21 protein-coding genes are annotated in these 23,418 nt (G+C 70.4%); 13 read left to right on the top strand and 8 right to left on the bottom strand.

The annotated features are described in order from the left end of the window. Positions 1–58: 58 nt before the first annotated feature. The gene (locus tag ACWEIJ_RS44450) at positions 59–1,576 is read left to right on the top strand and encodes a helicase HerA-like domain-containing protein (protein WP_449843328.1); all 1,518 of its coding nucleotides are present in this window, start codon (positions 59–61) and stop codon (positions 1,574–1,576) included. Here ACWEIJ_RS44450 and ACWEIJ_RS44445 read toward each other — a convergent pair. After that, positions 1,508–2,773 carry an MFS transporter gene (locus ACWEIJ_RS44445; RefSeq protein WP_449843327.1) on the bottom strand — a complete coding sequence of 422 codons (1,266 nt, stop codon included), beginning with the start codon at positions 2,771–2,773 and terminating at the stop codon, positions 1,508–1,510. The genes ACWEIJ_RS44450 and ACWEIJ_RS44445 overlap by 69 nt on opposite strands. A 71-nt stretch (positions 2,774–2,844) precedes the next feature. Between ACWEIJ_RS44445 and ACWEIJ_RS44440 the strand changes: the two genes are divergently transcribed. Beyond that, complete coding sequence (locus tag ACWEIJ_RS44440) at positions 2,845–3,786, top strand: GlxA family transcriptional regulator (RefSeq protein WP_449843326.1); 942 nt, start codon at positions 2,845–2,847, stop codon at positions 3,784–3,786. Here the strand turns inward: ACWEIJ_RS44440 and ACWEIJ_RS44435 are convergent. Both ACWEIJ_RS44435 and ACWEIJ_RS44430 read right to left on the bottom strand, forming a co-directional pair. Further along, positions 3,765–5,306: a PH domain-containing protein gene (locus ACWEIJ_RS44435; RefSeq protein ID WP_449843325.1), complete on the bottom strand. Its 1,542-nt coding sequence runs from the start codon at positions 5,304–5,306 to the stop codon at positions 3,765–3,767. The genes ACWEIJ_RS44440 and ACWEIJ_RS44435 overlap by 22 nt on opposite strands. Then, positions 5,303–5,785, bottom strand: a complete 483-nt coding sequence (locus ACWEIJ_RS44430) for a PH domain-containing protein (RefSeq protein ID WP_449843335.1) — start codon at positions 5,783–5,785, stop codon at positions 5,303–5,305. The genes ACWEIJ_RS44435 and ACWEIJ_RS44430 overlap by 4 nt, the downstream gene beginning before the upstream one ends. 284 nt (positions 5,786–6,069) lie before the next feature. On the opposite strand from ACWEIJ_RS44430, the gene ACWEIJ_RS44425 reads away from it, so the two are divergent. Then, a complete protein-coding gene (locus tag ACWEIJ_RS44425; RefSeq protein WP_449843324.1) occupies positions 6,070–7,308 on the top strand; it encodes a helix-turn-helix domain-containing protein in 1,239 nt (412 codons plus the stop codon). 213 nt (positions 7,309–7,521) lie between these two features. Here ACWEIJ_RS44425 and ACWEIJ_RS44420 read toward each other — a convergent pair whose 3' ends face one another. From ACWEIJ_RS44420 to ACWEIJ_RS44410, 3 genes are all read right to left on the bottom strand, one after another. Continuing rightward, positions 7,522–8,850 (bottom strand): response regulator transcription factor, encoded by a 1,329-nt coding sequence (locus tag ACWEIJ_RS44420; RefSeq protein WP_449843323.1) that lies wholly within the window; start codon positions 8,848–8,850, stop codon positions 7,522–7,524. Between the two features lie 156 nt (positions 8,851–9,006). Then, a complete protein-coding gene (locus tag ACWEIJ_RS44415) occupies positions 9,007–10,506 on the bottom strand; it encodes an AMP-binding protein (RefSeq protein WP_449843334.1) in 1,500 nt (499 codons plus the stop codon). Between the two features lie 53 nt (positions 10,507–10,559). Next, positions 10,560–10,760 (bottom strand): hypothetical protein, encoded by a 201-nt coding sequence (locus ACWEIJ_RS44410; RefSeq protein WP_045317853.1) that lies wholly within the window; start codon positions 10,758–10,760, stop codon positions 10,560–10,562. A gap of 189 nt (positions 10,761–10,949) precedes the next feature. Here ACWEIJ_RS44410 and ACWEIJ_RS44405 point away from each other — a divergent pair, with 189 nt between their 5' ends. Next, complete coding sequence (locus tag ACWEIJ_RS44405) at positions 10,950–12,137, top strand: NAD(P)/FAD-dependent oxidoreductase (protein ID WP_449843322.1); 1,188 nt, start codon at positions 10,950–10,952, stop codon at positions 12,135–12,137. Here ACWEIJ_RS44405 and ACWEIJ_RS44400 read toward each other — a convergent pair. Next, complete coding sequence (locus ACWEIJ_RS44400; RefSeq protein WP_449843321.1) at positions 12,134–12,616, bottom strand: MarR family winged helix-turn-helix transcriptional regulator; 483 nt, start codon at positions 12,614–12,616, stop codon at positions 12,134–12,136. The two genes, ACWEIJ_RS44405 and ACWEIJ_RS44400, sit on opposite strands and share 4 nt — an antisense overlap. Before the next feature lie 73 nt (positions 12,617–12,689). On the opposite strand from ACWEIJ_RS44400, the gene ACWEIJ_RS44395 reads away from it, so the two are divergent. The 3 genes from ACWEIJ_RS44395 (at position 12,690) to ACWEIJ_RS44385 (ending at position 15,581) form a co-directional block, all read left to right on the top strand. Then, the gene (locus ACWEIJ_RS44395) at positions 12,690–13,271 is read left to right on the top strand and encodes an FMN-dependent NADH-azoreductase (protein WP_449843320.1); all 582 of its coding nucleotides are present in this window, start codon (positions 12,690–12,692) and stop codon (positions 13,269–13,271) included. A 10-nt stretch (positions 13,272–13,281) separates the two neighbouring features. Next, positions 13,282–13,668 carry an NUDIX hydrolase gene (locus ACWEIJ_RS44390; RefSeq protein ID WP_449843319.1) on the top strand — a complete coding sequence of 129 codons (387 nt, stop codon included), beginning with the start codon at positions 13,282–13,284 and terminating at the stop codon, positions 13,666–13,668. A gap of 62 nt (positions 13,669–13,730) precedes the next feature. After that, positions 13,731–15,581 carry a glycoside hydrolase family 97 catalytic domain-containing protein gene (locus ACWEIJ_RS44385; RefSeq protein ID WP_449843318.1) on the top strand — a complete coding sequence of 617 codons (1,851 nt, stop codon included), beginning with the start codon at positions 13,731–13,733 and terminating at the stop codon, positions 15,579–15,581. Here ACWEIJ_RS44385 and ACWEIJ_RS44380 read toward each other — a convergent pair whose 3' ends face one another. Then, positions 15,582–16,775, bottom strand: coding sequence for an MFS transporter (locus ACWEIJ_RS44380; RefSeq protein ID WP_449843317.1), 1,194 nt, complete (start codon positions 16,773–16,775; stop codon positions 15,582–15,584). Positions 16,776–16,864: 89 nt separating this feature from the next. Between ACWEIJ_RS44380 and rox the strand changes: the two genes are divergently transcribed. From rox to ACWEIJ_RS44350, 6 genes are all read left to right on the top strand, one after another. Next, positions 16,865–18,286, top strand: coding sequence for a rifampin monooxygenase (rox, locus tag ACWEIJ_RS44375; protein ID WP_449843316.1), 1,422 nt, complete (start codon positions 16,865–16,867; stop codon positions 18,284–18,286). Positions 18,287–18,331: 45 nt separating this feature from the next. Further along, positions 18,332–19,285, top strand: a complete 954-nt coding sequence (locus ACWEIJ_RS44370) for a tetratricopeptide repeat protein (RefSeq protein ID WP_449843315.1) — start codon at positions 18,332–18,334, stop codon at positions 19,283–19,285. Then, entirely contained in the window at positions 19,285–19,608 is a 324-nt protein-coding gene (locus ACWEIJ_RS44365) for a hypothetical protein (RefSeq protein WP_449843314.1), read from the top strand. The genes ACWEIJ_RS44370 and ACWEIJ_RS44365 overlap by 1 nt, the downstream gene beginning before the upstream one ends. A gap of 81 nt (positions 19,609–19,689) precedes the next feature. Next, positions 19,690–21,810: a protein translocase subunit SecD gene (gene secD, locus ACWEIJ_RS44360; protein WP_449843313.1), complete on the top strand. Its 2,121-nt coding sequence runs from the start codon at positions 19,690–19,692 to the stop codon at positions 21,808–21,810. Between the two features lie 10 nt (positions 21,811–21,820). Beyond that, on the top strand, positions 21,821–22,192 hold the full coding sequence (locus tag ACWEIJ_RS44355) for a VOC family protein (protein ID WP_449843312.1): 372 nt from the start codon (positions 21,821–21,823) through the stop codon (positions 22,190–22,192). A 13-nt stretch (positions 22,193–22,205) separates the two neighbouring features. Then, a complete protein-coding gene (locus tag ACWEIJ_RS44350) occupies positions 22,206–23,366 on the top strand; it encodes a lactate 2-monooxygenase (RefSeq protein ID WP_449843311.1) in 1,161 nt (386 codons plus the stop codon). The last annotated feature ends 52 nt before the right edge of the window (positions 23,367–23,418 follow it).

Raw genomic sequence — 23,418 nt, 5'->3', positions numbered from 1 at the left:
TGCGCGGAGCGTCAACTTCGAGTGGCGGCGTGCAGCAACCTGGTTACGCTCCCCGTGCATGACGGCTCAAGCTGAGATCGCTGCCGGGTACGCGTCCGAGAGCGCGGCCATCGAGCTCGGCGCTGTGCTGGTCGACGGAACCGTGGAGTCGACGGCGCACGTCCGCATCCCGTTGTCCATGGTCAACCGGCACGGACTCGTCGCGGGGGCAACGGGTACCGGCAAGACGAAGACGCTGCAGCTGCTCGCCGAACAGCTGTCGAACAACGGCGTGCCGGTGCTGATGGCCGACGTCAAGGGCGACTTGTCCGGTCTGTCGCGTGAAGGCGAGCGCAGCGACCGCACGGACACCCGTGCCAAGGAGACCGGCGACGACTGGCAGCCGCGGGCGTACCCGACGCAGTTCCTGTCGATCGGCACGGGAGGCCTCGGTGTGCCGCTGCGGGCCACGGTCACGAGCTTCGGGCCGATCCTGCTGTCGAAGGTGCTGGGCCTGAACGACACCCAGGAGTCGACGCTCGGCCTGATCTTCCACTGGGCCGACTCGAAGGGGCTGCCGCTGCTCGACACCAAGGACCTGCGCAGCGTCATCCAGCACCTGACCAGCGACGAGGGCAAGGAGGACCTGAAGGGCATCGGCGGGGTGTCGAGCTCGACGGCGGGGGTGATCCTGCGGGCGCTGGTCAACCTGGAGGCGCAGGGCGGCGACCGGTTCTTCGGCGAACCGGAACTGGACCCGGCCGACCTGATGCGCGAACGCGACGGCAAGGGCGTCGTCAGCCTGCTCGAACTGGCCGAGCTGCAGGGCAACCCGCAGCTGTTCTCCACGTTCCTGATGTGGCTGCTGGCGGAGCTGTTCCAGACGCTGCCGGAAGAGGGTGACGTCGAGAAGCCCAAGCTCGTCTTCTTCTTCGACGAGGCGCACCTGCTCTTCGCGAACGCGTCGAAGGCGTTCCTCGACCAGATCACCCAGACCGTGAAGCTCATCCGGTCCAAGGGAATCGGCGTGTTCTTCTGCACGCAGCTGCCGACCGACATCCCGAACGACGTGTTGTCGCAGCTCGGCGCGCGCGTTCAGCACGCACTGCGCGCGTTCACGCCCGACGACCAGAAGGCGTTGTCCCGCACGGTGAAGACGTACCCGAACACGCCGCACTACGACCTGGAGAAGGCGCTCACGTCGCTCGGCATCGGCGAGGCGATCATCACCGTGCTGAGTGAGAAGGGCGCGCCGACACCGGTCGCGTGGACCCGGCTGCGGGCGCCGCGGTCGTTGATGGACACCATCGGCAACGACGCGATCAAGCAGGCCGCACAGGCGTCAGATCTCCACGGCAAGTACGCGGAGACCGTCGACCGGGAGTCGGCCTACGAGCAGCTGATGCAGAAAGTCGCCCCGCCCCAACAGGAACAGCAACAAGCCCCGGAGCCTCAACGGCACGAGAAGGAGGAACCGGGGCTCGTCGAGAAGGTGCTCGGCAACAGCGCCGTGAAGTCGTTCCTGCGGTCAGCCGGCAGCGCCCTGGCGCGCGAGATCACGCGGGGCATCTTCGGCACTTCGCGCAAGCGACGCTGACAGCACCGCCGCACCGAGGCAGAGCGCGCCCGCGACGTACCAGGCCAGGTCGTAGCTGCCCAGGTGGTCGCGGGTGAGCCCGGCCGCGGACGCGGCGATCGCCGCGCCGAACTGGTGCGACGCGAACACCCAGCCGAACACGACCGGGCCGGACACGCCGAAGTACTGGCGGCACAACGCCACCGTAGGCGGCACGGTGGCGACCCAGTCCAGGCCGTAGAAGATGATGAACACCAGCATGGACGGGTGCGCCGACGCGCCGAACAGCTGCGGCAGCAGCATCAGCGACAGCCCGCGCAGCGCGTAGTAGGACGCGAGCAGCAACCGCGAGTCGATCTTGTCGGTCAGCCAGCCGGACACGATCGTGCCCACGATGTCGAACACACCGACCAGCGCCAGCAACCCGGCCGCGGTCGTCGTCGGCATGCCGTGGTCGTGCGCCGCGGGGATGAAGTGCGTGCCCACCAGACCGTTCGTCGAGGCACCGCAGATCGCGAAGCCGCCCGCCAGCAACCAGAACGGCTTCGTGCGCGCCGCCGAGCCCAACGCCGTCAGCGCCCGGCGAGCCGCGCCACCGGACGGCGGCGGGGGAGTGTCCTCCACGGCTCCGAGCGGCAGCAGGCCGACGTCGCGCGGGTACTCGCGCAGGAAGAACGCCGCCAGCGGCACCACGGCCAGCGCGGCGATGCAGATGACCAGCGACGCCGGCCGCCAGCCGTAGGTCGCCGACAGCCACGCCACCAGCGGCAGGAACACCAGCTGCCCGGCCGCGCCGCCCGCCGTCAGCACGCCCGTGACCAGGCCGCGGTGCCGCACGAACCACCGTCCGGTGATCGTCGCGACGAACGCCAGCGCCATCGAGCCCGTGCCGAGCCCGACGACGACACCCCAGAGCAGCACCAGCTGCCACGACGCGGTCATGAACACCGTCAGCCCGCTGCCGATCGCGACCATCGTCAGCGCGTACGTCACCACGACCCGCACGCCGAACCGGTCCATCAGCGCGGCCGCGAACGGCGCGGTCAACCCGTACAGCAACAGGTTGATCGAGATGGCGAGCGAGATCGTGCCGGTCGACCAGCCGAACTCCGCCCGCAACGGCTCGATCAACGCGCCGGGTGCCGCGCGGAACGACGCGGCACCGACCAACGCGATGAAGGACACCCCAGCGACCACCCAGGCCCAATGCAGTCTCACGGCGACAAGGTTCGGTGATGGTGGACCCGACAACCAGTGGCCGAGAAGCCAACATGTGAAAGAATCGGGCCATGGCCCACCGGATCGCCGTGCTCGCGCTGGAGGAGTCGGTCGCCTTCGACCTCGGCACCGCGACGCACATGTTCAACCGCCTGAACGACCGCTACGAGGTGCTGGTCTGCTCGCCGGACCGCCGGCCGATCGCCACGAGCGGCGGCTACTCGATCACGCCGGACCACGGGCTGGAGGTGATCCGCGACGCCGACACGGTGCTCGTCCCCGGCACGCGTTACGTGCCCGCGCGAAAGGCGGGGACGCTGGAACCCGCGGTGCACGAGGCACTCACCACCACTCGTGCCGAACGGATCATGTCGATCTGCACCGGCGCGTTCGTGCTCGCGGCCGCGGGCATCCTCGACGGGCGGCCCGCGACGACGCACTGGGGCACGACCGAGGAGTTCCGGGCGCTCTACCCGAAGGTCAGGCTCAACCCGGACGTGCTGTGGGTCGACGACGGCGACGTGCTCACCTCGGCGGGGGTCGCGGCGGGCATCGACCTGTGCCTGCACGTGATCAGGTCCGACCACGGCAGCGAGGTCGCGAACCGGGTGGCGCGCTACTGCGTCGTCCCGGCGTGGCGGCAGGGCGGCCAGTCGCAGTTCATCGACCGGCCGGTGCCGCACGACCCAGATTCCTCCACCGCGCCCGCCCGCGCGTGGGCGCTGGACCGGCTGGACGAGCCGCTGGAACTCGCCGCGCTGGCCGGGCAGGCCAGCATGAGCGTGCGCACGTTCACCCGGCGGTTCCGCGCGGAGACCGGCATGTCGCCCGGCCGGTGGCTGACCCAGCAGCGCGTCGAACGGGCCAGGCACCTGCTGGAGTCCACCGACCTGCCGATCGACCAGGTGGCGCGGCACGCCGGGTTCGGGACGGGGGCGGCGCTGCGGCAGCAGCTGGCGGCGTCGATCGGGGTGTCGCCGTCCGCCTACCGTCAGACGTTCCGCTCGGCTTGACCCTCCACAGTGGACGTATCAATCAGGAACGGCCGCAGCAGGTCCGGCACCGCCGCATCGGCCAGCGCCAGCCCGTCGGCCTCACCGACGTCCGTCACGTGGTAGACGCCGGCGCCCGCCGCGGTGGTCGCGCCGATCGTCATCAACCCGCTGCGGCGCTGGAAGAACGACCGCCGGATGCGCCAGCCGATGATCCCGGTGCGCTGCAACGCCACCGTGCTGCGGACGAGGGAGTTGTTGCGCGTAACCAGATAGCGCTCGTCGAGCGCGTTGCCGAGCGAGCGGTAGTTGTCCCAGCCGACCAGCGCCGCGAACGGGATGATCACCGCCGGGACGGGCCACGCCCACGACGGCGCCCAGATCGCGAGCCCGAGAGTGATCACCGCCCACGGCAGCACGTGCCGGACCACGCTGCGGCGCAACGCGGCGAACGGGTGCCTGCGCAGCTTGCGCGTGGTCGGGTCGTCCTCGACCTTCAGCACGTCCCGCGCGACCTGGTGCGCCACGGACAGCGGCGCGGGCGGCAGCAGCAGGTTGCTCTCGCCCTTCGTGCCCAGACCTGTCGTCACCGCAACGGTTTTCGCGCCGCGGCCGGCCCGCACGAGCAGCGGTTCCTGGATGTCGACACCGCGCAGGCGCTGCTCCTCGACCGTCACCGAGCGGGTGGTGAGCAGGCCGCGCTGCACGTGCAGCGTGCCGTTGGGCTCGCGGGTCAGCCGGTAGTTCCAGAACTGCAGCACGTAGAGCGGCACCGACAGCACCAGGCTGAGCACGGCCAGTGCGAGCACGGCGCCACCGATGAACGTGACGCTCGGGTGCGAGAACACCCACTCCCACAGGTCCTGGACCGGGTGCAGGCCGAGGTCGTCGGCGTAGTTGGACAGCACACCGAACACGGCGCCGATCGCGACCAGCCCGGACAGCGACAGCGGCGCGAACCTCAGCCACCTCAGGTCCAGCTGGGAGATCACCTGGGACGGCTGCTCCACCGCCGCGCTCGGCTCGCCCGCCGCCCGTGGCGCGACCACCTTCCGCAGCAACAACTGCCGTAGCCGGGCCGCCTCCTCGGACGTGACGGCGTCGAGCGTGAGGCCGTCCGTGCCCTCCGTGTGCTGCTGCCCGGTGCCGATGCGCACCGCGGACAGCCCGAAGATGCGGTGACCCGGCTTGGAGGTCAGGTCGACCGTCCTGATGCGATCGCGCGGCACGGCGAGCTGCTTGCGGGTCAACAGGCCCGTGTGCAGCTCGACCTTCTCGTCGGTGATGCGGTACTTCGTGGTGCGCCAGGCGAAGTAGCTCACCGAGAGGATCAGCGCGACGGTCACGCCGCTGGCGCCGAGACGCCACGGTTCGCCGTTGCCGGTGAAGAGCAGCACCGCGATCGGCACCAGCAGGGCGATGCCCTCGTTGAGCGGGCGCACGAGCAGCATCCGCACGTTCAGCCGGTGCCACTCCGGCACGGGCTCGGTGAGCTCCGGTGCGGCGGGGAGGCCGGTGGGCACTTCCGGGGGAGTGCTCACGTGGCATCACCCGGCGTGGCCTGGGTGGTGTTGGTCAGTTCCACCACGAGTTGCTGCGCCACCTCGTGGTCCAGGCCCTCGATCTCGACCGGACCCGCGGCCGACGCGGTCGTCACCGTGACCGTCGCGAGGCCGAGCAACTGCTGGAACGGCCCGCGTTTGGTGTCGATGGTCTGAATGCGCGACACGGGCGCCACCCGCCACTCCTGGTTCAGCCAGCCGGAGAGGGTGTACACCGCGTCCGGCGTGGTCTCCCAGCGGTGGACGCGGTAGCGCCAGCTCGGCTCGACCGCGGTGTGCACGACACCGACGACCAGCGTCGCGATCAGGAGCGCCAGCTCCCAGGCAGGAGGCGAGGGCACCAGCAGGAACACCACGAGCTGTGGCACGAAGAGCACCAGCCAGAACGCGGCCGCCTGCATCGTCCACAGCAGGACCGACCTGGAACTCACCTGGTGACGAGGCGTGCGCAGTTGCAGAGTCACCCCACAAGGGTGCCTCACGCACCTCTGGCGATGTGGCCAGGTGTGCCAATTGATGCGGAGGTGGCGAGGCGGTCTTGCTTGCGAGGGAGGCAAGACCACCTCAACCGGGCATAACGATCAAGGCTTGGCGCAGTACGGCGGGAGGAAGGTGTCAGGTGTGTCCGCCGCGGCCGCACCGGCCGCCGTCGTCAGGACCCCCAAACTGAGGATCACTGCTGCGACGATTCGAGCGATAGTGTTCAACTTCATTGAGGGGCTCCGTTCGATTGGTGGCGGCCGTGGATGAGGGCAGGAAGTCGTTGACGAGGTTCGGGGCGCGGTTGCGTGCGGTCCGGTTGCAACGCGGCTTGTCGCAAAAGGACCTCGCGTGCCCCGGCGTCTCCATGAGCTACGTGTCCCGGCTGGAGTCCGGCGAACGGGTGCCGTCGCCCGCCGTGGTGCGCAGGCTGGCCGAGGTGCTCGGCGTCGACCCGTCCGAGCTCGTGGTCGACGAGGACCGCACCGCGATGCAGGACGAGGCGCTGGCGTGGTGCGAGGCGCTGCTCGCCTACCACGACGGCGACCTGGTGATGGCCGTCGACCTGCTGGAAACGCTGGGAAAGCGGTCCGATGAGGAGATGTTCGGCTGGTGCGTGCGGTGGACGCGCCTGGTGATGCTCGCGCGGCAGCGGGACCACGAGGGTCTGCTGCTGGCGGCGGCGAAGCTGCGCAAGTCGTGGTCTCCCGGTCCGGCGGTGGACGCGTTGGTGGAGATCCTGCGCGCATCCTCGTTGCGGCGCCTCGGCCGGACGGCCGAATCCGTGCGGGCCGCGAGCGAGGCCGTTGAGCTGGCCAGCGGTGACGGTGAACGGGTGCGCCGGGTCAACACGCGCGCGCTCATCTCGTTGTGCGCGGAGCTCACTTCGGCCGGGCGGCTGGCCGACGCCGAACAGGTGGTGGACCAGCTTTCCGCGCGGCTGCCCGAACTCGGCCGCGACCGGCTCGCGATCTCCACGTGGTGGGCGCGGGCCAAGGTCGCCGACCGGCTGGGCGACCGCACCGAGGCAGCGCACTGCATCCGCCAGGCCGTCGGCATGCTCGACGACTTCGACGGCGATCCCGAGTACCGCTGCCGTGTTCGCCTTGCGGGAGCGTCGATCGCGCTGCGCACGCCCGGTGCGAACCTCGACGAGGTGGTGGCGTTGCTGGACAACGTGGAGACGACCGTCGCCGCGATGCGCCGGCAGGACGGTCTGCTCGCGCACGCACGGGCGTTGCGCGCGGAGCTCGCGTTGCGCGACGGCGAGGTCGACCGGGCGCGTGAGCTCGCGGAGCAGGCCATCGCGACCGGGCAGCTCGACGCCGAGCAGCAGCTGCGGTGCCACCTGCTGCTCGTGCGGGCGGCGGACGAGGTCGACCCGGAGGGCAGCGCCGGCGCGCGCACGGCACTGGCCGCGCTGCTGGAGCACATCAACCCCGAGGGCGTCGACCCGCTCCTGTGGCGCGACGTGGCGCGGATCGCCCTGCGCAAGCACTGACGGGGCGAGCAGGCGACGTTGCCCGGTCATGACCGCCCCTCGCTCGTTAACTGGACATGTTGTTAACGGAGCATGACACAGACCAGTTACCCGTCACATCACCTAATTCCACGCCGCCGACATGGGTAAATCACCCAAGAACCGCGACCACCCCGTAGGCGGCAAGCGGCCGAACGGGCGATCGCACCTCGGTCTGCTCGGACTATTTGTCAATCACTTGACAATAGATGACTGCTCGGCCGTCAGGCTCATCCACCACACGACGGCACCGGCGCGGTCGTTGACGTCAAGGGTCGTGTAGATGCGCTGGAGGTGGTTCTGCACGGTCTTGGGCGACAGACCGAGCGACTCCGCGATCATCGCCGTGCTCGCCCCGGCCGCCAGCAGCCGCAGCACCTCGATGCCGCGTTTGGTGAGCCCGGCCCGCAGCGCGCGGGCGATCCGGGTGTTCGTGTGCTCCGCGGTGCCCGTCTCGTGCAGCTCGCCCGCGTGCGGGACCCGCACCACGGCGTCCTCGCGCTTGGGCTCGAAACGCCTGTGCGCCAACTGTTCCACGAGTCGTGACGACAGGTCGTGCTCGCGCATCCTGAGCAGGTCGCGGCCCTCCTGCAGTTCCCACAGGCGGTACTGCTCCAGCTGGAGCCGGGCGTGCCGCAGCGCCCGCTCGAAGTCACCGGACCGTTCGTAGGCCTCGCTCAGCTGCTGGTGCGCGTGCACCGCGACTTCCCGGGCCAGACAGCTCATCGCGAGCTCCGCGGCCTGGGTCAGCTGGCTGATCTGGTCCGGGTACCGCTTGCGCGCACCCGACAACCTGGCGCGCGCCATCAACGCCTCCGCCCGCGCCACCGGCCGGTTCCTTCCGGCAAGCAACTGGTCAGCGCGCTGCCAGCTGCGGTGCGCGCGGTCAAGTTCACCCAGATCGATGCGCACGTGTGTCAGCAGCACGTTGACCATCGCCATCCGCACCGGGTCGCCGACCTGCTTCCACCGGTCGCGCACCTGTGCGCACAAGGATTCCGCGCGCCGCAGCTTGCGCACGCACGGTTCGCCGTCGAGGCTGCAGCGGCTCTCCTCGGTGCGGATCATGCAGTGCTCGTGGTACTGCATGCGCATCACGCGGGCCTGTTCGAACAGCACCGAGCCGATCAGCTCGTTGTCCCCGGTGAGCTCGGCCAGCCCGAGCGCGCGAGCGAACGAGTTGAAGCTGCGTTCGCGCGAGTCGAGCCGCAGTTCCACGACGGCACGGGAAAAGCTGCACCGGGCCTGCAGTCCGATGTGGCGGTTCGCCGCCGCGATCTCCTGCACCCGGTCGATCGTGTCGAGCGCGCTCGGCCACAGCCCGCGCTTGCCGAGCGCCACGGACTGCGCCAGCACGCCCTCCGCGACGCCCTCGGCGTCGTCCAGCCAGGCGAACGCGGCAACCGCTTTCTCCGCGTACTCCAGCGCCTCGCCCGGTCGGCCCTCGTCCAGTGCGATGCGGGCCTCGCGCAGGTTGTGCACGGCGTTGGACCGGGGATCTGCGGTCCGGCCGGGAACCGTCATGTCGGATCAAGCCCCCTCTTCCGGGGGTGAGCTTAGTGCCGTGACCGGCAGCCTTTGCCCGGTATTTCGACGGCCGGACGGGCACCTCGCGGTGCCGGTGCGGCGAGGTGTCCTGCTGAGCGCCGGAAGACGCGGTGAAGGTTGCCGGTCACGGCACTAACACTGTTCGCGCAGCTGGCGTTTGAGCACTTTCCCGGCCGCGTTGCGGGGCAACTCGTTGACGAAGAAAACATCCCGCGGCACGGAGAACCGGGCGAGGTGCGCCCGCACGTGTTCACGTACGTGTTCGGCCGTCAGGGTTTCGTCGCCGACGACGAACGCCGCGAGCCGCTGCCCGAACTCCTCGTCCTCCACGCCGACCACCGCGACCTCGGTGACGCCGTCGAGGTTCGAGAGCAGGTCCTCGACCTCGCGCGGGTAGACGTTCTCGCCGCCCGACACGATCATCTCGTCGTCGCGGCCGGCGACGAACAGCAGGCCGTTGCGCACGTAGCCGAGATCGCCGGTGGACATGAGGCCGTTCAACGACTCCTTGCTCGTGCCGTTGGTGTAGCCGTCGAAGAGCATCTCGTTGCCGACGAAGATCCGGCCGGTCTCGCCGGGCGCCACCGGGTTGCCCTGGTCGTCCACAATGGCCAGCCGGGTGCCGAGCGGCGGCCGGCCCGCCGTTCCCGGCTCGGCCAGCATCTCCTCCGGTGTCGCGATGCTCGCCCAGCTCACTTCCGTTGAGCCGTAGAGGTTGTAGAGCACCGGACCGAACTCCCGCAGGGTGCGCGTGGCGACGCGGGGCGGCAGCGCGGACCCGCTGGAGGCGATGACCCGCAGCTTCGGCCGGTGCGGGGTCTCCAGCATGCGTTGCAGCATCACGGGAACGACGAACATGGCCGTGCACTGCTCCGCGTCCTTCAGCGTCTGCGCCGGGTCGAACCTGCGGCGCAGCACCAGCGTGGCGCCGAGCACGAGCCCCAGCTGGAACGCGGCGAGGCCCCAGGCGTGGAAGAGCGGCGAGGTGATGGCGATGACGTCACCGTGCCGCAGCGGGATCCGCGACAGCAGCGCGGCGGCGGGGGCGAGGCTCGCGGGTTCCGGCCGGCGCGCGCCCTTGGGGGTGCCGGTGGTGCCGGAGGTGAGCAGCGTCAGCCGGCCGCGCGGAGGCCTGCGGGGCAGCCGCTCGTCCGGTCCGTTGAGGATCAACGACTCCAGCTCGTCGCTGAAGTAGGTGGGGACGTCGGGCAGCACGTCGGCGAACTCGCGGTCGGCCACGATCCGGTCGAGCTTCTGGTCCTGCGCGACCTGGGCCAGTTGTCCTTTGCTCAGGCCGGTGTTGAGCAGGACGGCGTCGGCGCCGATCTTCGTGCACGCCGTCATCGTCTCGATGAAACCGCGGTGGTTGCGGCACAGCAGGCCGACGCGCTCCCCGACGCGGAACGCGTGCGCGAGCCGGCTGGTGCGCTCGTTCACCTCGGCGTAGGTGAGCACGCCGTCGTCGTCGACGATCGCCGCGCGGTCCGGGTGTCGTCCCGCGCCGGTCTGGTAACCCCACGCGAGCGTGATGTCCCACTGCAGATACCCGCGCGCGGTCGCGGAGAGGCCCTGCGGGCCCAACGGCCGGATCACTCCGGCTTTGACCAGGGTCAGCAGCACGCGGGTCACCATGGCGACCACTCTGCCACCTACCTACTTGCGAGTAGGTAACGCTGTGACGGCGGTCACAGCTCCGTGTCGGACGCGGCGACGACGGCTTCCCTCAGCGCGGCGCGCAGACGACCGACTTCCAGCGGTGTCAGCACGGCGGCCTCCCCCGGTGGCACGTTGATCACGATGTGCCCCTGGCTGACGAACACCGTCAAGTCCCGTCGGCGCGAAGCGATGTCGCGGCAGCTCACCTGCCACTCCTCTTTGGCTCCCACGGGTTTCTTCCTCCAGCTCACTCGGCGCGCCGGGCCCGGTGGTTCCGGCGCTCGCGTGGGTGGGACGCGTGCGGCCGCCGGTCATGACGAAGGTTCCGCGATTCTCGGTGATGTCTCCGTCAAGCGACCGTGCCGAGCTGCGGATAGCGTCGCACGAGAGATGAGAGTTGGTCACCAGGAGGGGTGAAAATGGCGGAACCGCAACGCATCATCATCGTCGGCACGGGTCTGGCCGGTGCCTCCGCGGCGGGCGCGCTCCGAGACCGCGGCTACGGCGGCAAGATCACCATGTTCGGCACGGAACACCATCGTCCGTACGAGCTTCCCGCGCTGTCCAAGGACGTTCTGCTCGGCAAAGCCGCTGAACCGCACTGGGTGCACGAGCCTTCCTTCTACACCGACAACGAGATCGAGCTGAAGCTCGGCGTCTCGGTGCTGGAGCTGCGCCCCGGTGAGCACGCGGTGGTCGACTCGGATGGAGCAGTGAGTTCCTACGATCGGCTCTTGCTCGCGACGGGTTCACGCCCCCGCGTTCTGCCTGGCGCGCAAGGACATGTGCTGCGGACGATCGACGACTCGCTCGCGCTGAAGTCGGCGCTGCGCGAGGGCAGGCACGTCGTGATCATCGGCGCGGGCTGGATCGGCTGCGAGGTCGCCTCCGCCGCCCGCACGCACGGCTGCCGCGTCACGGTGGTCGACCCGTTGGCCGAACCGCTGGTGCGCGTGCTCGGCACGGAGATGGGTCTGATGTTCCGCGGCCTGCACGAGGAACACGGCGTCGAGTTCAGGCTCGGCACCGGGGTGGCGGGCTTCTCACCGTCCGGCGTGATCCTCGACGACGGCACCGAGCTGCTGCCGGACGTGACGCTGCTGGCCGTGGGTGCCACCCCGCGTCTGGAGCTCGCCGAGGCCGCCGGGCTGGAACTGGCCAACGGCGGCGTGGCGGTCGACGCGGCGTTGCGCACGTCCGCACCGGACGTCTTCGCGGCCGGTGACATCGCCGCGCACGACCACCCGCGGTACGGCGGGCGGGTCCGCGTCGAGCACTGGGCGAACGCGAAGAACCAGGGCACGCACGTGGCGGGCTCGCTGCTCGGGCTGGGCGAGCCGTACCAGAGGTCGCCGTACTTCTTCACCGACCAGTACGACCTGGGCATGGAGTACCGGGGACTCGCCGATCCCGCGGACGAGGTGGTGGTGCGCGGCGACCTGACCGCGCGTCGGTTCATCGCGTTCTGGTTGCGCGACGGACGGGTGCGGGCGGCCATGAACGTCAACGTCTGGGACCAGGGCAAGGCGCTGGGCGCGCTGGTGGACGCGCAGGCGACCGCGACACCGGAACAGCTGCGCGAGGCGGACTTGGCGACTCTCGTCTAGATGCAGGAACCGTGCACCGGGCCCTCGCCGGTGGCGAGGTCGCTCAGGGCCCTGCGGATGACCGCCATCTCCTGATCGGTGAAGCGGGCGCGGAAGCCGCGTTCGACCTCGGCGAGCGCGTCACGCGCCTGCTTCTGCAGCTCACGGCCCTCATCGGTGATCACCGGCGTGCGCACCCTGCGGTCGTTGGGGTCGGGCACCCGCACGATCAGGCCGGCTCGTTCCAGCTTGTCGAGCTCGCTCATCAGCGTGGTCTTGTCGAGGCCGAGCATCGCGCCGAGCTTGAGCTGGGTGCGCGCGGCCTCCTCGTCGCTGACGAGCGCCTGCAGGACGAGCTGTCCGCGCAACGAGATGCCGAACTTCGTGACCTCGTCGGCGAACGCGGCCCCGACGCGCTGGGCCGCGCGGTGCAGCAGCCAGTTGAAGTCCCACTTCTCCACGCACGCGGCGATGGGTTGCTGCACCTCCATGTCGTTCATCCTACCTCCCGGGAGAGATATTCTCGACTAAGAACATCTTGACTCGGAACTTCTCCACTCGTATGTTCTTGGTATGACCAATCTGCTGCACATCGACTCGAGCATCCGCCACGAAGGTTCTGTCACCCGCGAGATCACCGGCGCGTTCGCCGACGTCTGGCGGTCGGTGAACCCCGAGGGCGGCTACACCTACCGCGACCTGAACGCGGCACCGGTCCCGCACGTGGACGGCACCGAGCACGACGTCAGGGCCGATCTCGTCGCCGAGGTCAGGGCCGCGGACGTGATCCTCATCGGAGCGCCGATGTACAACTTCTCGATCCCGTCGACGCTGAAGGCCTGGATCGACCAGGTCGCCACGCGCGAGTTCTTCCCGCGCGAGGACGGCACGTTCGAGCTGGGCGGCAAGCGCGTCGTCGTGGTGACCGCGCGGGGCGGCTCGTACAAGCCCGGCACGCCGCGCGAGGGCTTCGACTTCCAGGAGCCGTACCTGCGGGCCGTGCTGTCGATGATCGGCCTCGACCAGCGCCTGGAGTTCGTGCACGCCGAGCTGACCATGGCCGAGGTCAACCCGCAGCTGCACCAGTTCCGCGAGCTCGCGGTCGAGTCGCTGGCCGACGCGCACCGCGTGGTCAAGGAGCTCGCCTCGGCCTAGTGTCGGTCGAATGATCGACAAGGTGGCGTGGGTGCACGTCGTGGACGGCCGGGTGCTCGTCGCCCGCTCGCACGGCAAGGACACCTTCTACGTGCCCGGTGGCAAGCGCGAACCGGGGGAGTCCGACGTCGAGACGCTCGTGCGCGAGATCCGCGAGGAGCTGTCCGTCGACGTGTCCGGGCCTGAGCTCATGGGTGTGTTCGAGGCGCAGGCGCACGGTCGTGCCGAGGGGGAGACCGTGCGAATGACCTGCTACACGGCGTCGTTCGCCGGGGAGCTGACGCCGGCGAGCGAGATCGCCGAGCTGGCGTGGTTCGGCGCCGCCGACGCGGACCGGGTCTCGCCGGTCACGCGAGTCATCTTCCGTCATCTGGAGTCGGCGGGACGGCTGTCCTAAGCTGGTAAGCGCTTTCCCAATCCTGTCCACCTACCGCCGCCACGCAGTAGGGAGTGACACGCATGGGGTTTCGCAACAGGCCGGTGCTGCTGGCGGCGGTGTGTGCGACCGTCGCCGGCGCGCTGGCCGGCACGACTCCCGCCGTCGCAGAATCCGGAGAATGGCGCGTTGCCGCGCCCGTCGGGGTGCAGTCCGTTGCACCGGAAGCACTGGTACGGCTCGACCGGGGGAAGTTGAGCCTCTCGGTCCGGCGCGGCGGCACCACGGTGCTGGAGCCGTCCGCGCTGGGCATTCGCACCGCCGACGCCGACCTGACGTCGGGGCTGAAGTTCGTCGGGTCGTCGTCGCGGCTCGTCCAGGACTCGTACACGACCGTTTCCGGCAGGAAGCACGACCACACCTACGTCGGCACGGAGACGACGTTCCACCTCCAGCGGCTGGCCGAACGGCTGGACGTCGTGGTGCGCACGTCCGCGGACGGAGTGGCGTACCGGTACGTGCTGCCGTCCGGCAAGTGGGCGACCGTGCTCGGCGAGGCGTCCGAGTTCGCGGTGCCGTCGTCCGCCGAGAAGTTCCTGCTGCCGTACGACAACGGGCGCAGCGACTACGAGTCCCTGCACGTCCGCGTCGCCGAGAAGGGCGTCGAGTACGGGTATCCGGCGCTGTTCAAGGTCGGGGACTCGTGGCTGCTGCTGGCGGAGTCCGACCTCGACGGCCGCTACGGCGGTTCGCGGGTCGTCTACGACGGCTCCCGCTACCGGCTCGTGCTGCCCGATCCCGCCGAGACCTCCGCCGGCCCGCTGGCGACGCCGTGGCGGGTGCTGGGCGTCGGCTCGCTGCCGGACCTGGTGGAGAGCTCGCTGATCACGTCGCTGGCGCCGCCGTCGAAGATCGCCGACACGTCGTGGATCAAGCCCGGCACCGCGGTGTGGTCGTGGTGGGGTGACGGCACCGGCGACCTGGCTCTGCAGAAGCGGTACGCGGACTACGCGGCGAAGCAGGGCTATCGGTACAACCTCGTCGACTCCGGCTGGAGCGCCGACTGGATCCCCGAGCTGATCTCGTACTCGCAGGCGCGCGGTGTCGGCACGTGGCTGTGGGTGCGCTGGCAGACCATCGACACCGACAGCGAACGCGAGCGGCTCTTCGCCCAGTACAGCTCCTGGGGCGCGGTCGGTCTGAAGATCGACTTCATCGAGTCCGACGGCCAGGACCGCATGCGCTGGTACGACGCCGTGTACGCGGCGGCCGCGAAGTACCACCTGATGCTGAACTTCCACGGCGCACCGATCCCGCGCGGCGTCGAACGGACCTGGCCGCACGTGCTGTCGGCCGAGGCGGTGAAGGGCGCGGAGGGCACGAAGCCGCGTCCCGGCCGGGAACCGTTCCCGATCGAGCACTACCTGACGCTGCCGTTCACCCGGAACCTGATCGGTCCGATGGACTTCACGCCGGTGACGTTCTCGGGCGTGCGTCCCGACTCCGACGCGTTCGAGCTGGCGCTGAGCGTGCTGTACGAGTCCGGCGTCCAGCACTTCGCGGACAAGATCTCCAGCTACGAGGCCTACCCGGTGGCCGAGCAGTTCCTGCGCACGGTGCCGGCCGCCTGGGACGAAACGCGTTTGCTGGCAGGGGATCCGGGCAGCCTCGCGGTGCTGGCCCGGCGGTCCGGTGCGACGTGGTTCCTCGGCGCCGGCACCGCGGGTGATCCGCGTGACCTTTCGGTCGGAACGGGATTCCTCGGCTCCGGCTCGTGGTTGGTCGAGCTGTACCACGACGGTCCTACGGGCAAGACCACGTTCGACACCAAACGTGTCACGGCGGGAGACTCCCTGACGGTGCCAGTGGCGCACAACGGCGGTTACGCGGCCCGGCTCTGCCAGGTGCCGCCGACCGCGACCACCTGCGGCTGATCACTCCATCTGGTCAGCCGCTTCGCGCGAGGGCCTGGTGCGCAGTGAAGCGGCGCGCCCGGCCCTCGCGTGCCAGAACGCCATCGCGGCGGTGAGCACGGCGATGATCACGTAGATGGCCTCGAAGCTCAGGTGCGCGACGAGCGCCGCGCCGACCGCGAGACCGAGCGGGCCACCTCCGAACACGATGCTGATCGCGGTCGCGCCGACCCTGCCCATCACGGCCGGTGGGGTGCGTTGCTGCACGAGCGTGGCCACCGCGATCACGGCCCAGGCGAGCCCGATGCCGTGCACGAACCCCGCCGCGAGCACCGCGGGCAGCCATGCCGTCGTGCGCGCCAGCGCGGCGACCGCGATCAGGATCAGCCCGGCCGTGACGTTGGCGCGTTTCCCCGCGAGGCCCGCGAGCACCGATCCGGCCCCTTGGGCGGCTGAGAGCACGCCGAGGAACTCCGGTCCGTAATGCAACCCGTTCTCCACGAGAGAGAACGACGCTGCGGTGTGCAGCGAGGCCGCGAACAGCGCGGTCGTCGCGCCCACGATCGGCCAGGTGAGCGCCTTCAGATGTGGCCAGCTCGGGGTCTCGCGCGGCGCGGGCGCCGGTTCGTCGACCTTGATCATGCTGGTGGCCGCGGCGGCGAGCACGAACGACAGCGCGTCGATCGCAACGACCGGCCACGCGCCGTACCCGGCGAACAGCGCTGCGGCCGCCAACGGCGCGACGAGCTTCATGCCCTCCTGCAACGACATGCGCAGGCCGTTGATCTTCGCCAGCCGGTCCGGCGGCAGCATCGCGACCAGCAACGCCGGTTCGGCGGCACTCACCAGCACCGCTTTCGCGCCGTAGACCAGCAGCACCGTGAAGATCACCCAGATCTCGTCGGTGAAGAACAGCACGGCCAGCGCGGGGACGATCGCGAGGTCGGTCCAGATGAGCAGCGGTTTCTTGCGGAAGGTGTCCGCGAACCGGCCGATCCACGGCGACAGCACACCTGGCGCGTACACGCACAGCAGAGCCAGCGTCGCGAGGGCATCGCTGCCCGTCAGCGACTTCACCCACACACCGGCGACCAGGTACATGGCGCTCGTCCCGAAGAACGACAGCGTCAGCCCCGCGAAGTACCACCGCACCACGTCGCGACTCCCCCAGAAACGACGAAAGGAGGCGAGCACGCTCTCCTCCCACTTCAACATATAGCGCACCCCACCTCTTGCGGCAAGACCCCGGGCATGCTTCATCATTGCCCGGCCAACGGGATCTACCTGGGGAAATGGGGAACTCCATGATCGACGTCATCATCGCCGGCGGTGGGCCGACCGGCATGATGCTGGCCGGCGAACTGCGGTTGCACGGCGTTGGCGTGGTGCTGCTGGAGCGGGACCTGGAACCGACGAAGGTCGTCCGGGCACTCGGCGTGCACGCGCGCAGTCTCGAGATCCTCGACCAGCGCGGCCTGGTCGACCGGTTCCTGGCACTGGGCACGAAGCACCCGCTCGCCGGGTTCTTCGCCGGCATCGACAAGCCCGCGCCGGAACGGCTCGACACCAAGTACCCGCACGCGCTCGGTCTGCCGCAACCGATCACCGAGCGGCTGCTCACCGAGCACGCCGCCGAGGCCGGCGTGGACATCCGGCGCGGCTGCACGGTGACGGGGCTGGAACAGGACGACGAGGGGGTGACCGTCGAGCTGGCCGACGGCACGTCGTTGCGGGCGCGCTACCTGGTGGGCTGCGACGGGGGCCGCAGCACCGTGCGCAAGCTGGCCGGCATCGGCTTCCCCGGCGAGCCCACGCGGGTGGAGACGCTGCTCGGCGAGATGGAGATCGGCATGCCGTGGGAGGAAGCGATGCCGATCATGCTGGAGGTCCGCAAGACGCGGAAGCTGTTCGGCATCGGCCCGTTCGGGGACGGGGTGTACCGGGTCGTCGTGCCCGCCGACGGCGTGTCGGAGGACCGTTCGGTGCTGCCGACGCTGGACGACTTCAAGGCGCGGCTGCGGCACTTCGCGGGCACCGACTTCGGCGTGCACTCGCCGCGCTGGATGTCCCGGTTCGGCGACGCCACCCGGCAGGCCGAGCGGTACCGGTCCGGCCGGGTGTTCCTCGCGGGCGACGCGGCGCACATCCACCCGCCGACCGGTGGCCAGGGCCTCAACCTGGGCATCCAGGACGCGTTCAACCTGGGCTGGAAGCTCGCCGCCGCTGTGCACGGCCGGGCGCCGGAGGGGTTGCTCGACACCTACGAGGCCGAACGGCACCCGGTGGCCGAGGAGGTGCTGAACAACACCCGCGCCCAGATCGAGCTGATGAAGGTCGAGCCCGGACCGCAGTCGGTGCGGCGGCTGCTCACCGAGCTGGTGCAGTTCGAGGAGGTCAACCGGTACCTGATCGAGAAGATCATCGCGGTCTCGGTCCGGTACGACCTCGGGTCCGGCGACGACCTGGTGGGCCGGCGGATCGGGGACCTCGCGCTCAAGGGCGGTGGACTCTACGACCGGATGCACTCCGGGCGCGGGATCCTGCTCGACCAGACCGGCGCGTTGTCCGTCGGCGGCTGGGCGGACCGGGTCGACCACCTCGTCGACGTCAGCGAGGAGCTGGACGTGCCCGCGGTGCTGCTGCGGCCCGACGGGCACGTGGCGTGGGCCGGCGACGACCAGCAGGACCTGGACGGGCAGCTGGCGCGCTGGTTCGGCGAAGGCTGAGGTCACCCGTTCGGGCGCTGAGGGCGCGCTGTCACACTGTGCGGCGTGTCCGAGCCGATGACCGCGGTGCTCCTGCGTGCCGCCGAGCTCACCGCCTCGGGGAAACCGCGGCAGGCCATCGACCTGCTGCGGCCCCTGGTGGCGGCGAACCCTCGGCACGCCGAGGCGTGGTGCCGGCTCGCCGCGGCGTACCTGGACGCCGGTGAGGCGGACCAGGCGCTCGACTCGGCCAAGCGGGCGATGGTGCTCGACGGCGAGCCCGCCTGGCCGCAGCGGCTCGCGGCGCTGGCGTTGAGCGACCTCGGCCGGCACCAGGAGGCGGCGGTCGCGGCACGGGAGTCCGTGCGGCGCAAACCGGGCGACTGGCGCTGCTACGTCGTGCTGGCCGAGGTGCTCGCGGACCTGCCGGACGGCGCGGTCGAGGCGTTCGACTCGGCCCTGCACGCCTCCCAGCTCGCGCCCACCGAGGCACGGGCGTTCCAGGTGCTCGGCGACGCGGCCCTGCGCCTGCGCGACTGGGGCACCGCGGAGCACGCCTACCGCACGGCGATCAAGCTCGACCCGTCCGACGCGGACTCCAAGGCGAACCTCGCGACCGTGCAGCGGCGTCGTTCCGCGAAACCGCCCGCGCCGTCGCAGTTGAACAAGGTCCAGGTGTGGCGCGCGCTGCGCATGCTGTCGTTGCTGCTGGTCGGCGGAGGTTTACTCGCGCTGGTCGCCGGCATGCCCCGTCCCACGCCGTACCTGGGGTTCTTCAGCGGTGCGCTGGTGCTGTGCTGCCTGGTCGTGGCGCTGCGGCTGCGGCCGTTCAAGCTGCTGTTCGGGCTGCGCAAGCTCGCCGTGACGGTGTCCCTGCTCGCGGCCTCGGCACTGATTCTCTCCGGATGGACCATCGCGTTGTGGTTCGGAGCAACTACGATGCAACCTCTTGTGCTTTCCTGGCTGTGCGCGGTCGTGGGGGGAGCGCTCGTCTACGTCGGGGGAGGCCGGAAGCGGTGATGCGTCGCAACGCGGTCGCACTGGCGTTCCTGCTGTTCCTCGGGCAGCTGTTCATCGTCGCCGCGCCCGCGCCGACGCCCGCCGAGGGCTCGGTCATCCGGTACGCCCACAGCGTCGCCAACCTGCCGAGCGCCGCGCCCAGGCCGCACAACCACCACGCCGCGCAGGTGCCGCAGGCGAAGCTGCCGATGCACGTGCCGCCGGTCGCGAAGCCCGCGCTGCCGTTGCGGTTCGTCGTCTCCTTCGCCCGCCGCGTCCACCGCACGCCCGACGGCATCCGCTCGACGCCGCATCGGGACCGCTCTCCGCCTTCCGGTCGCTGAAACCCCTTTCTCAGCAACCACTTTCTTCCCGGAAGGCTTCTCTCACCCATGTCGCGCGACCATGCGCGGCGGGGTCTCCTCGTGCGCGGTCTGATAGCGCTCGGGGTCCTCGTCGCATCCGCATTTCTGCTGCTCACCACCGATCCCCGCCTCGGACTCGACCTCCGCGGCGGCACCCAGATCGTCCTGGAGGCCAAGGGCGACTCCGACGCCGCCGACCGTTCGCTCGAAGTCCTGCGCCGCCGGGTCGACGCGCTCGGCGTCGCCGAACCGGTCATCGCCCGCTCCGGCGAGAACCGCATCGTCGTGGAGCTCCCCGGCGTGCAGGACCCGGCCGAAGCGGTGCAGGTCCTCGGCCGCACCGCCCAGCTCACCGTGCAGCACAACGACCAGACCGTCCTGACCGGCGAAGGCATCTCGGACGCGTCCGCCGTCCGCAACCCGCAGGGCGCGGGCTTCGTCGTGAACATCCAGTTCCGCGGCGACGCCCCCGGCAAGTGGCAGAAGGTGACCGGCGCGGCGGCCTGCGAGCCGTCCGGTACCCCCGGCCGCCAGATCGCGTTCGTGCTGGACGGCAAGCCGATCTCGTCCCCGGAGGTCAGCCTCGACACGCCCTGCGGAGGAGGCCAGGCAGGTGGCGCCACCACCATCACCGGCCGGTTCTCCCAGGCAGAGGCCAAGGAACTGGCCCTGGTCATCCGTTCCGGCGCGTTGCCGGTGCCGGTCCAGGTGATCGAACAGCGCACCGTCGGCGCCACGCTGGGCGCGGAGGCCATCGAGGCCAGCTCCCAGGCCGCGATCATCGGCATCGCGCTGACCTCGGTGTTCCTCGTCGTCGCGTACCGGTTGGCCGGGTTCCTCGCCGTGGTCGCCCTGGCCGGCTACGCGGGCGTCGCCTACGCGGGCCTGCTGGCGGTGGGCGCGACGCTGACGTTGCCCGGTCTCGCGGGGTTCGTGCTCGCGATCGGCATGGCGGTCGACGCGAACGTCCTGATCTTCGAACGGGCCCGCGAGGAGTACGCGCGGAAACCGAACCTGCGCCGTGCCGCGGAGAACGGCTTCCGCGGGGCGTTGAGCGCGATCGCCGACTCGAACGTCACGACCCTGCTGGCGGCGGGACTGCTGTTCTGGCTGGCCACCGGCCCGGTGCGAGGCTTCGGTGTCACGCTCACGATCGGTGTGCTGGCGTCGATGTTCAGCGCTCTGGTGCTGTCACGCGTGCTGGTGCTGTGGGTGCTGGGCACGCGGTTCGTGGCCGAGCGCCCGCGGTTGAGCGGCCTGCACACGTTGGGCTGGGTGCGGCAGCGGCTGTCCGTCGTCCTCTACCGGCGGCCGTCGTGGTGGCTGGTCAGCGCCGGTGCCGTGGTGCTCGTCGCCGTCACCGGCCTGTTCGTGCGCGGCCTGAACCTGGGCGTCGAGTTCACCGGCGGCCGCATGCTCGACTTCACCACCGGCGGCGCCGTCGACCCAGGTCGCGTGCGCACGGCGTTGGCCGACGCGGGCTTCCCGGACGTCGTCGTGTCGTCGTCGGGCCACGAGGTCTCGCTGCGCACCGGCCCGATCGACGACGCCCAGTCGTCCCGGATCGGCGCGGTCGTGAACGCGGCCGTCGACGGCGGCGCCCGCCAGTCCAGCAACGAGCTGATCGGCCCGTCGCTGTCGTCGGAACTGCGCCGCAACGCGGTGATCGGCCTGGCCATCGCCGTGGCCGCGCAACTGGCGTACCTGGCGGTGCGGTTCGACTGGCGCCTCGGCGTGGCGACCGTGGCCGCGCTGCTCAGCGACGTCCTGGTGCTGATCGGCGTGTTCGCGTGGCTGGGCAACACCGCGGACGGCGTCTTCCTCGCCGCACTGCTGACCGTGGTCGGCTACTCGGTCAACGACTCCGTGGTGGTCTTCGACCGGCTGCGCTCGCTGCGCGGCTCCCGGCTCAAGGCGCCGTACCCGGACGTGGTGTCCGACGCGGTCGTGGAAACCGTGCCGCGCACCGTGAACACCGGCATCGGCGTGCTCTTCGTGCTGTCGGCCCTGCTGGTGCTGGGCGACGGGTCGCTGGCGAACTTCGCCACGGCGTTGCTGATCGGCCTGGTCGCGGGCACCGCGTCCACGGTGGTCACGGCCGCACCGGTGGCGATCTGGCTGGAGTCGCGCTGGCCGCGTCGAGCAGTTTCGAAGAAGCGGCAAGTGGCCGCGCGGGCCTAGCGTTGCCCGCATGATCACTCACACGCACTCGATCACGATCAACGTCCACGACCTCGACGAGGCGGTCGCGTTCTACGTCGGCGTGCTGGGCTGGGAGAAGCGGCAGGACAGCAACGAGGCGGGCATGCGCTGGCTGACCGTCGCCCCTCCCGGCGCGCAGACGGCGTTCGCGCTGTCGTTGAACGACTCGCCCAACATCTCGTTCGCGACGGGCTGCGGCATCTCGCTGATCACCGACGACATCGACGGTGACGTCACCTCGTTCGAACAGAAGGGGGTACAGGTCAAGGCGGCACCGGAGACCATGCCGTGGGGTGACCGGGCCACCTGGTTCAGCGACCCGTTCGGCAACGAGTTCTTCCTCGTGCAGCCCGCTTCGTAGCAAGCTGGGCGGCATGACCTCCTTCGCCGCGTACCAGAACGAGATCTACCTGCAGGGGCTCGGCGGCGCGGTGCCGCCGTTCACCACCGACCCGGACGCGCTGGAGCAGTCCGCGCGCGACCGGCTGGGACCGGGACCGTTCTGGTACGTGGCGGGAGGTGCCGGCTCCGGCGCCACCGTGCGGGCCAACCGCGAGGCGTTCGACCGGGTGCGAATCGTGCCGCGGATGCTCACCAACGCGACCGAACGGCACCTCGGCGTCTCCGTGCTGGGCACCGACCTGCCGGCCCCGGTGCTGCTCGCACCCGTTGGCGTGCAATCGATCCTGCACCCGGACGGCGAACTGGCGACCGCACGTGCCGCCGCCGAGCTCGGCCTGCCGATGGTGCTGTCGACGGCGTCCTCGCACACCATCGAGGAGGTCGCCGAAGCCTCGGGCGACGGCCCGCGCTGGTACCAGCTGTACTGGCCGAACGACCCGGACGTGTGCGCGTCACTGCTGGAACGGGCGCGCAAGGCCGGCTACACCGCGCTGGTCGTCACCCTCGACACGTGGACGCTGGCGTGGCGCCCGCACGACCTCGACCAGGCGTATCTGCCGATCCTGCGCGGGGTGGGCACCGCGATCCCGTTCAGCGACCCGGTTTTCCGCGCGGGCCTGCAGAAGTCGCCGGAGGAGGACCTGCCGATGGCGATCCTGCGGTGGGTGCAGCTGTTCACCGGCACCGACAAGTCGTGGGAGCAGCTGGCCTTCCTGCGCGAGCACTGGGACGGCCCGATCGTCCTCAAAGGAATCCAGCACGCCGACGACGCGCGCAAGGCCGTCGAGTCCGGAATGGACGGAGTCGTCGTGTCGAACCACGGCGGCCGCCAGGTCGACGGCGCGATCGGGGCGCTGGACGCGCTGCCGTCGATCGTCGAGGCGGTGGGGGAGCAGGTCGACGTGCTGTTCGACTCCGGCATCCGCACCGGCGCGGACATCGTGAAGGCGCTGGCGCTGGGCGCCAAGGCGGTGATGGTGGGCCGCCCGTACGCGTACGGGCTGGCGCACGGCGGTCAGGTCGGGGTGCGGCACGTGCTGCGCAGCCTGCTCGCGGACTTCGACCTGACGATCGGGCTGTCCGGGCACCGCAGCCCGGCCGAGCTGGGCCCGGACGCGCTGCGGTTCACGTGACCCTGAGGCGCGGTTGGCCGGGCTGCGTGCGCGGCTCGGCCACCGTGTCCGC

It is taken from the genome of Lentzea sp. NPDC004789 (assembly GCF_053601075.1).
The sequence above is the reverse complement of the archived record's forward strand: the minus strand, read 5'-3'. Positions and strand labels throughout refer to the sequence as shown.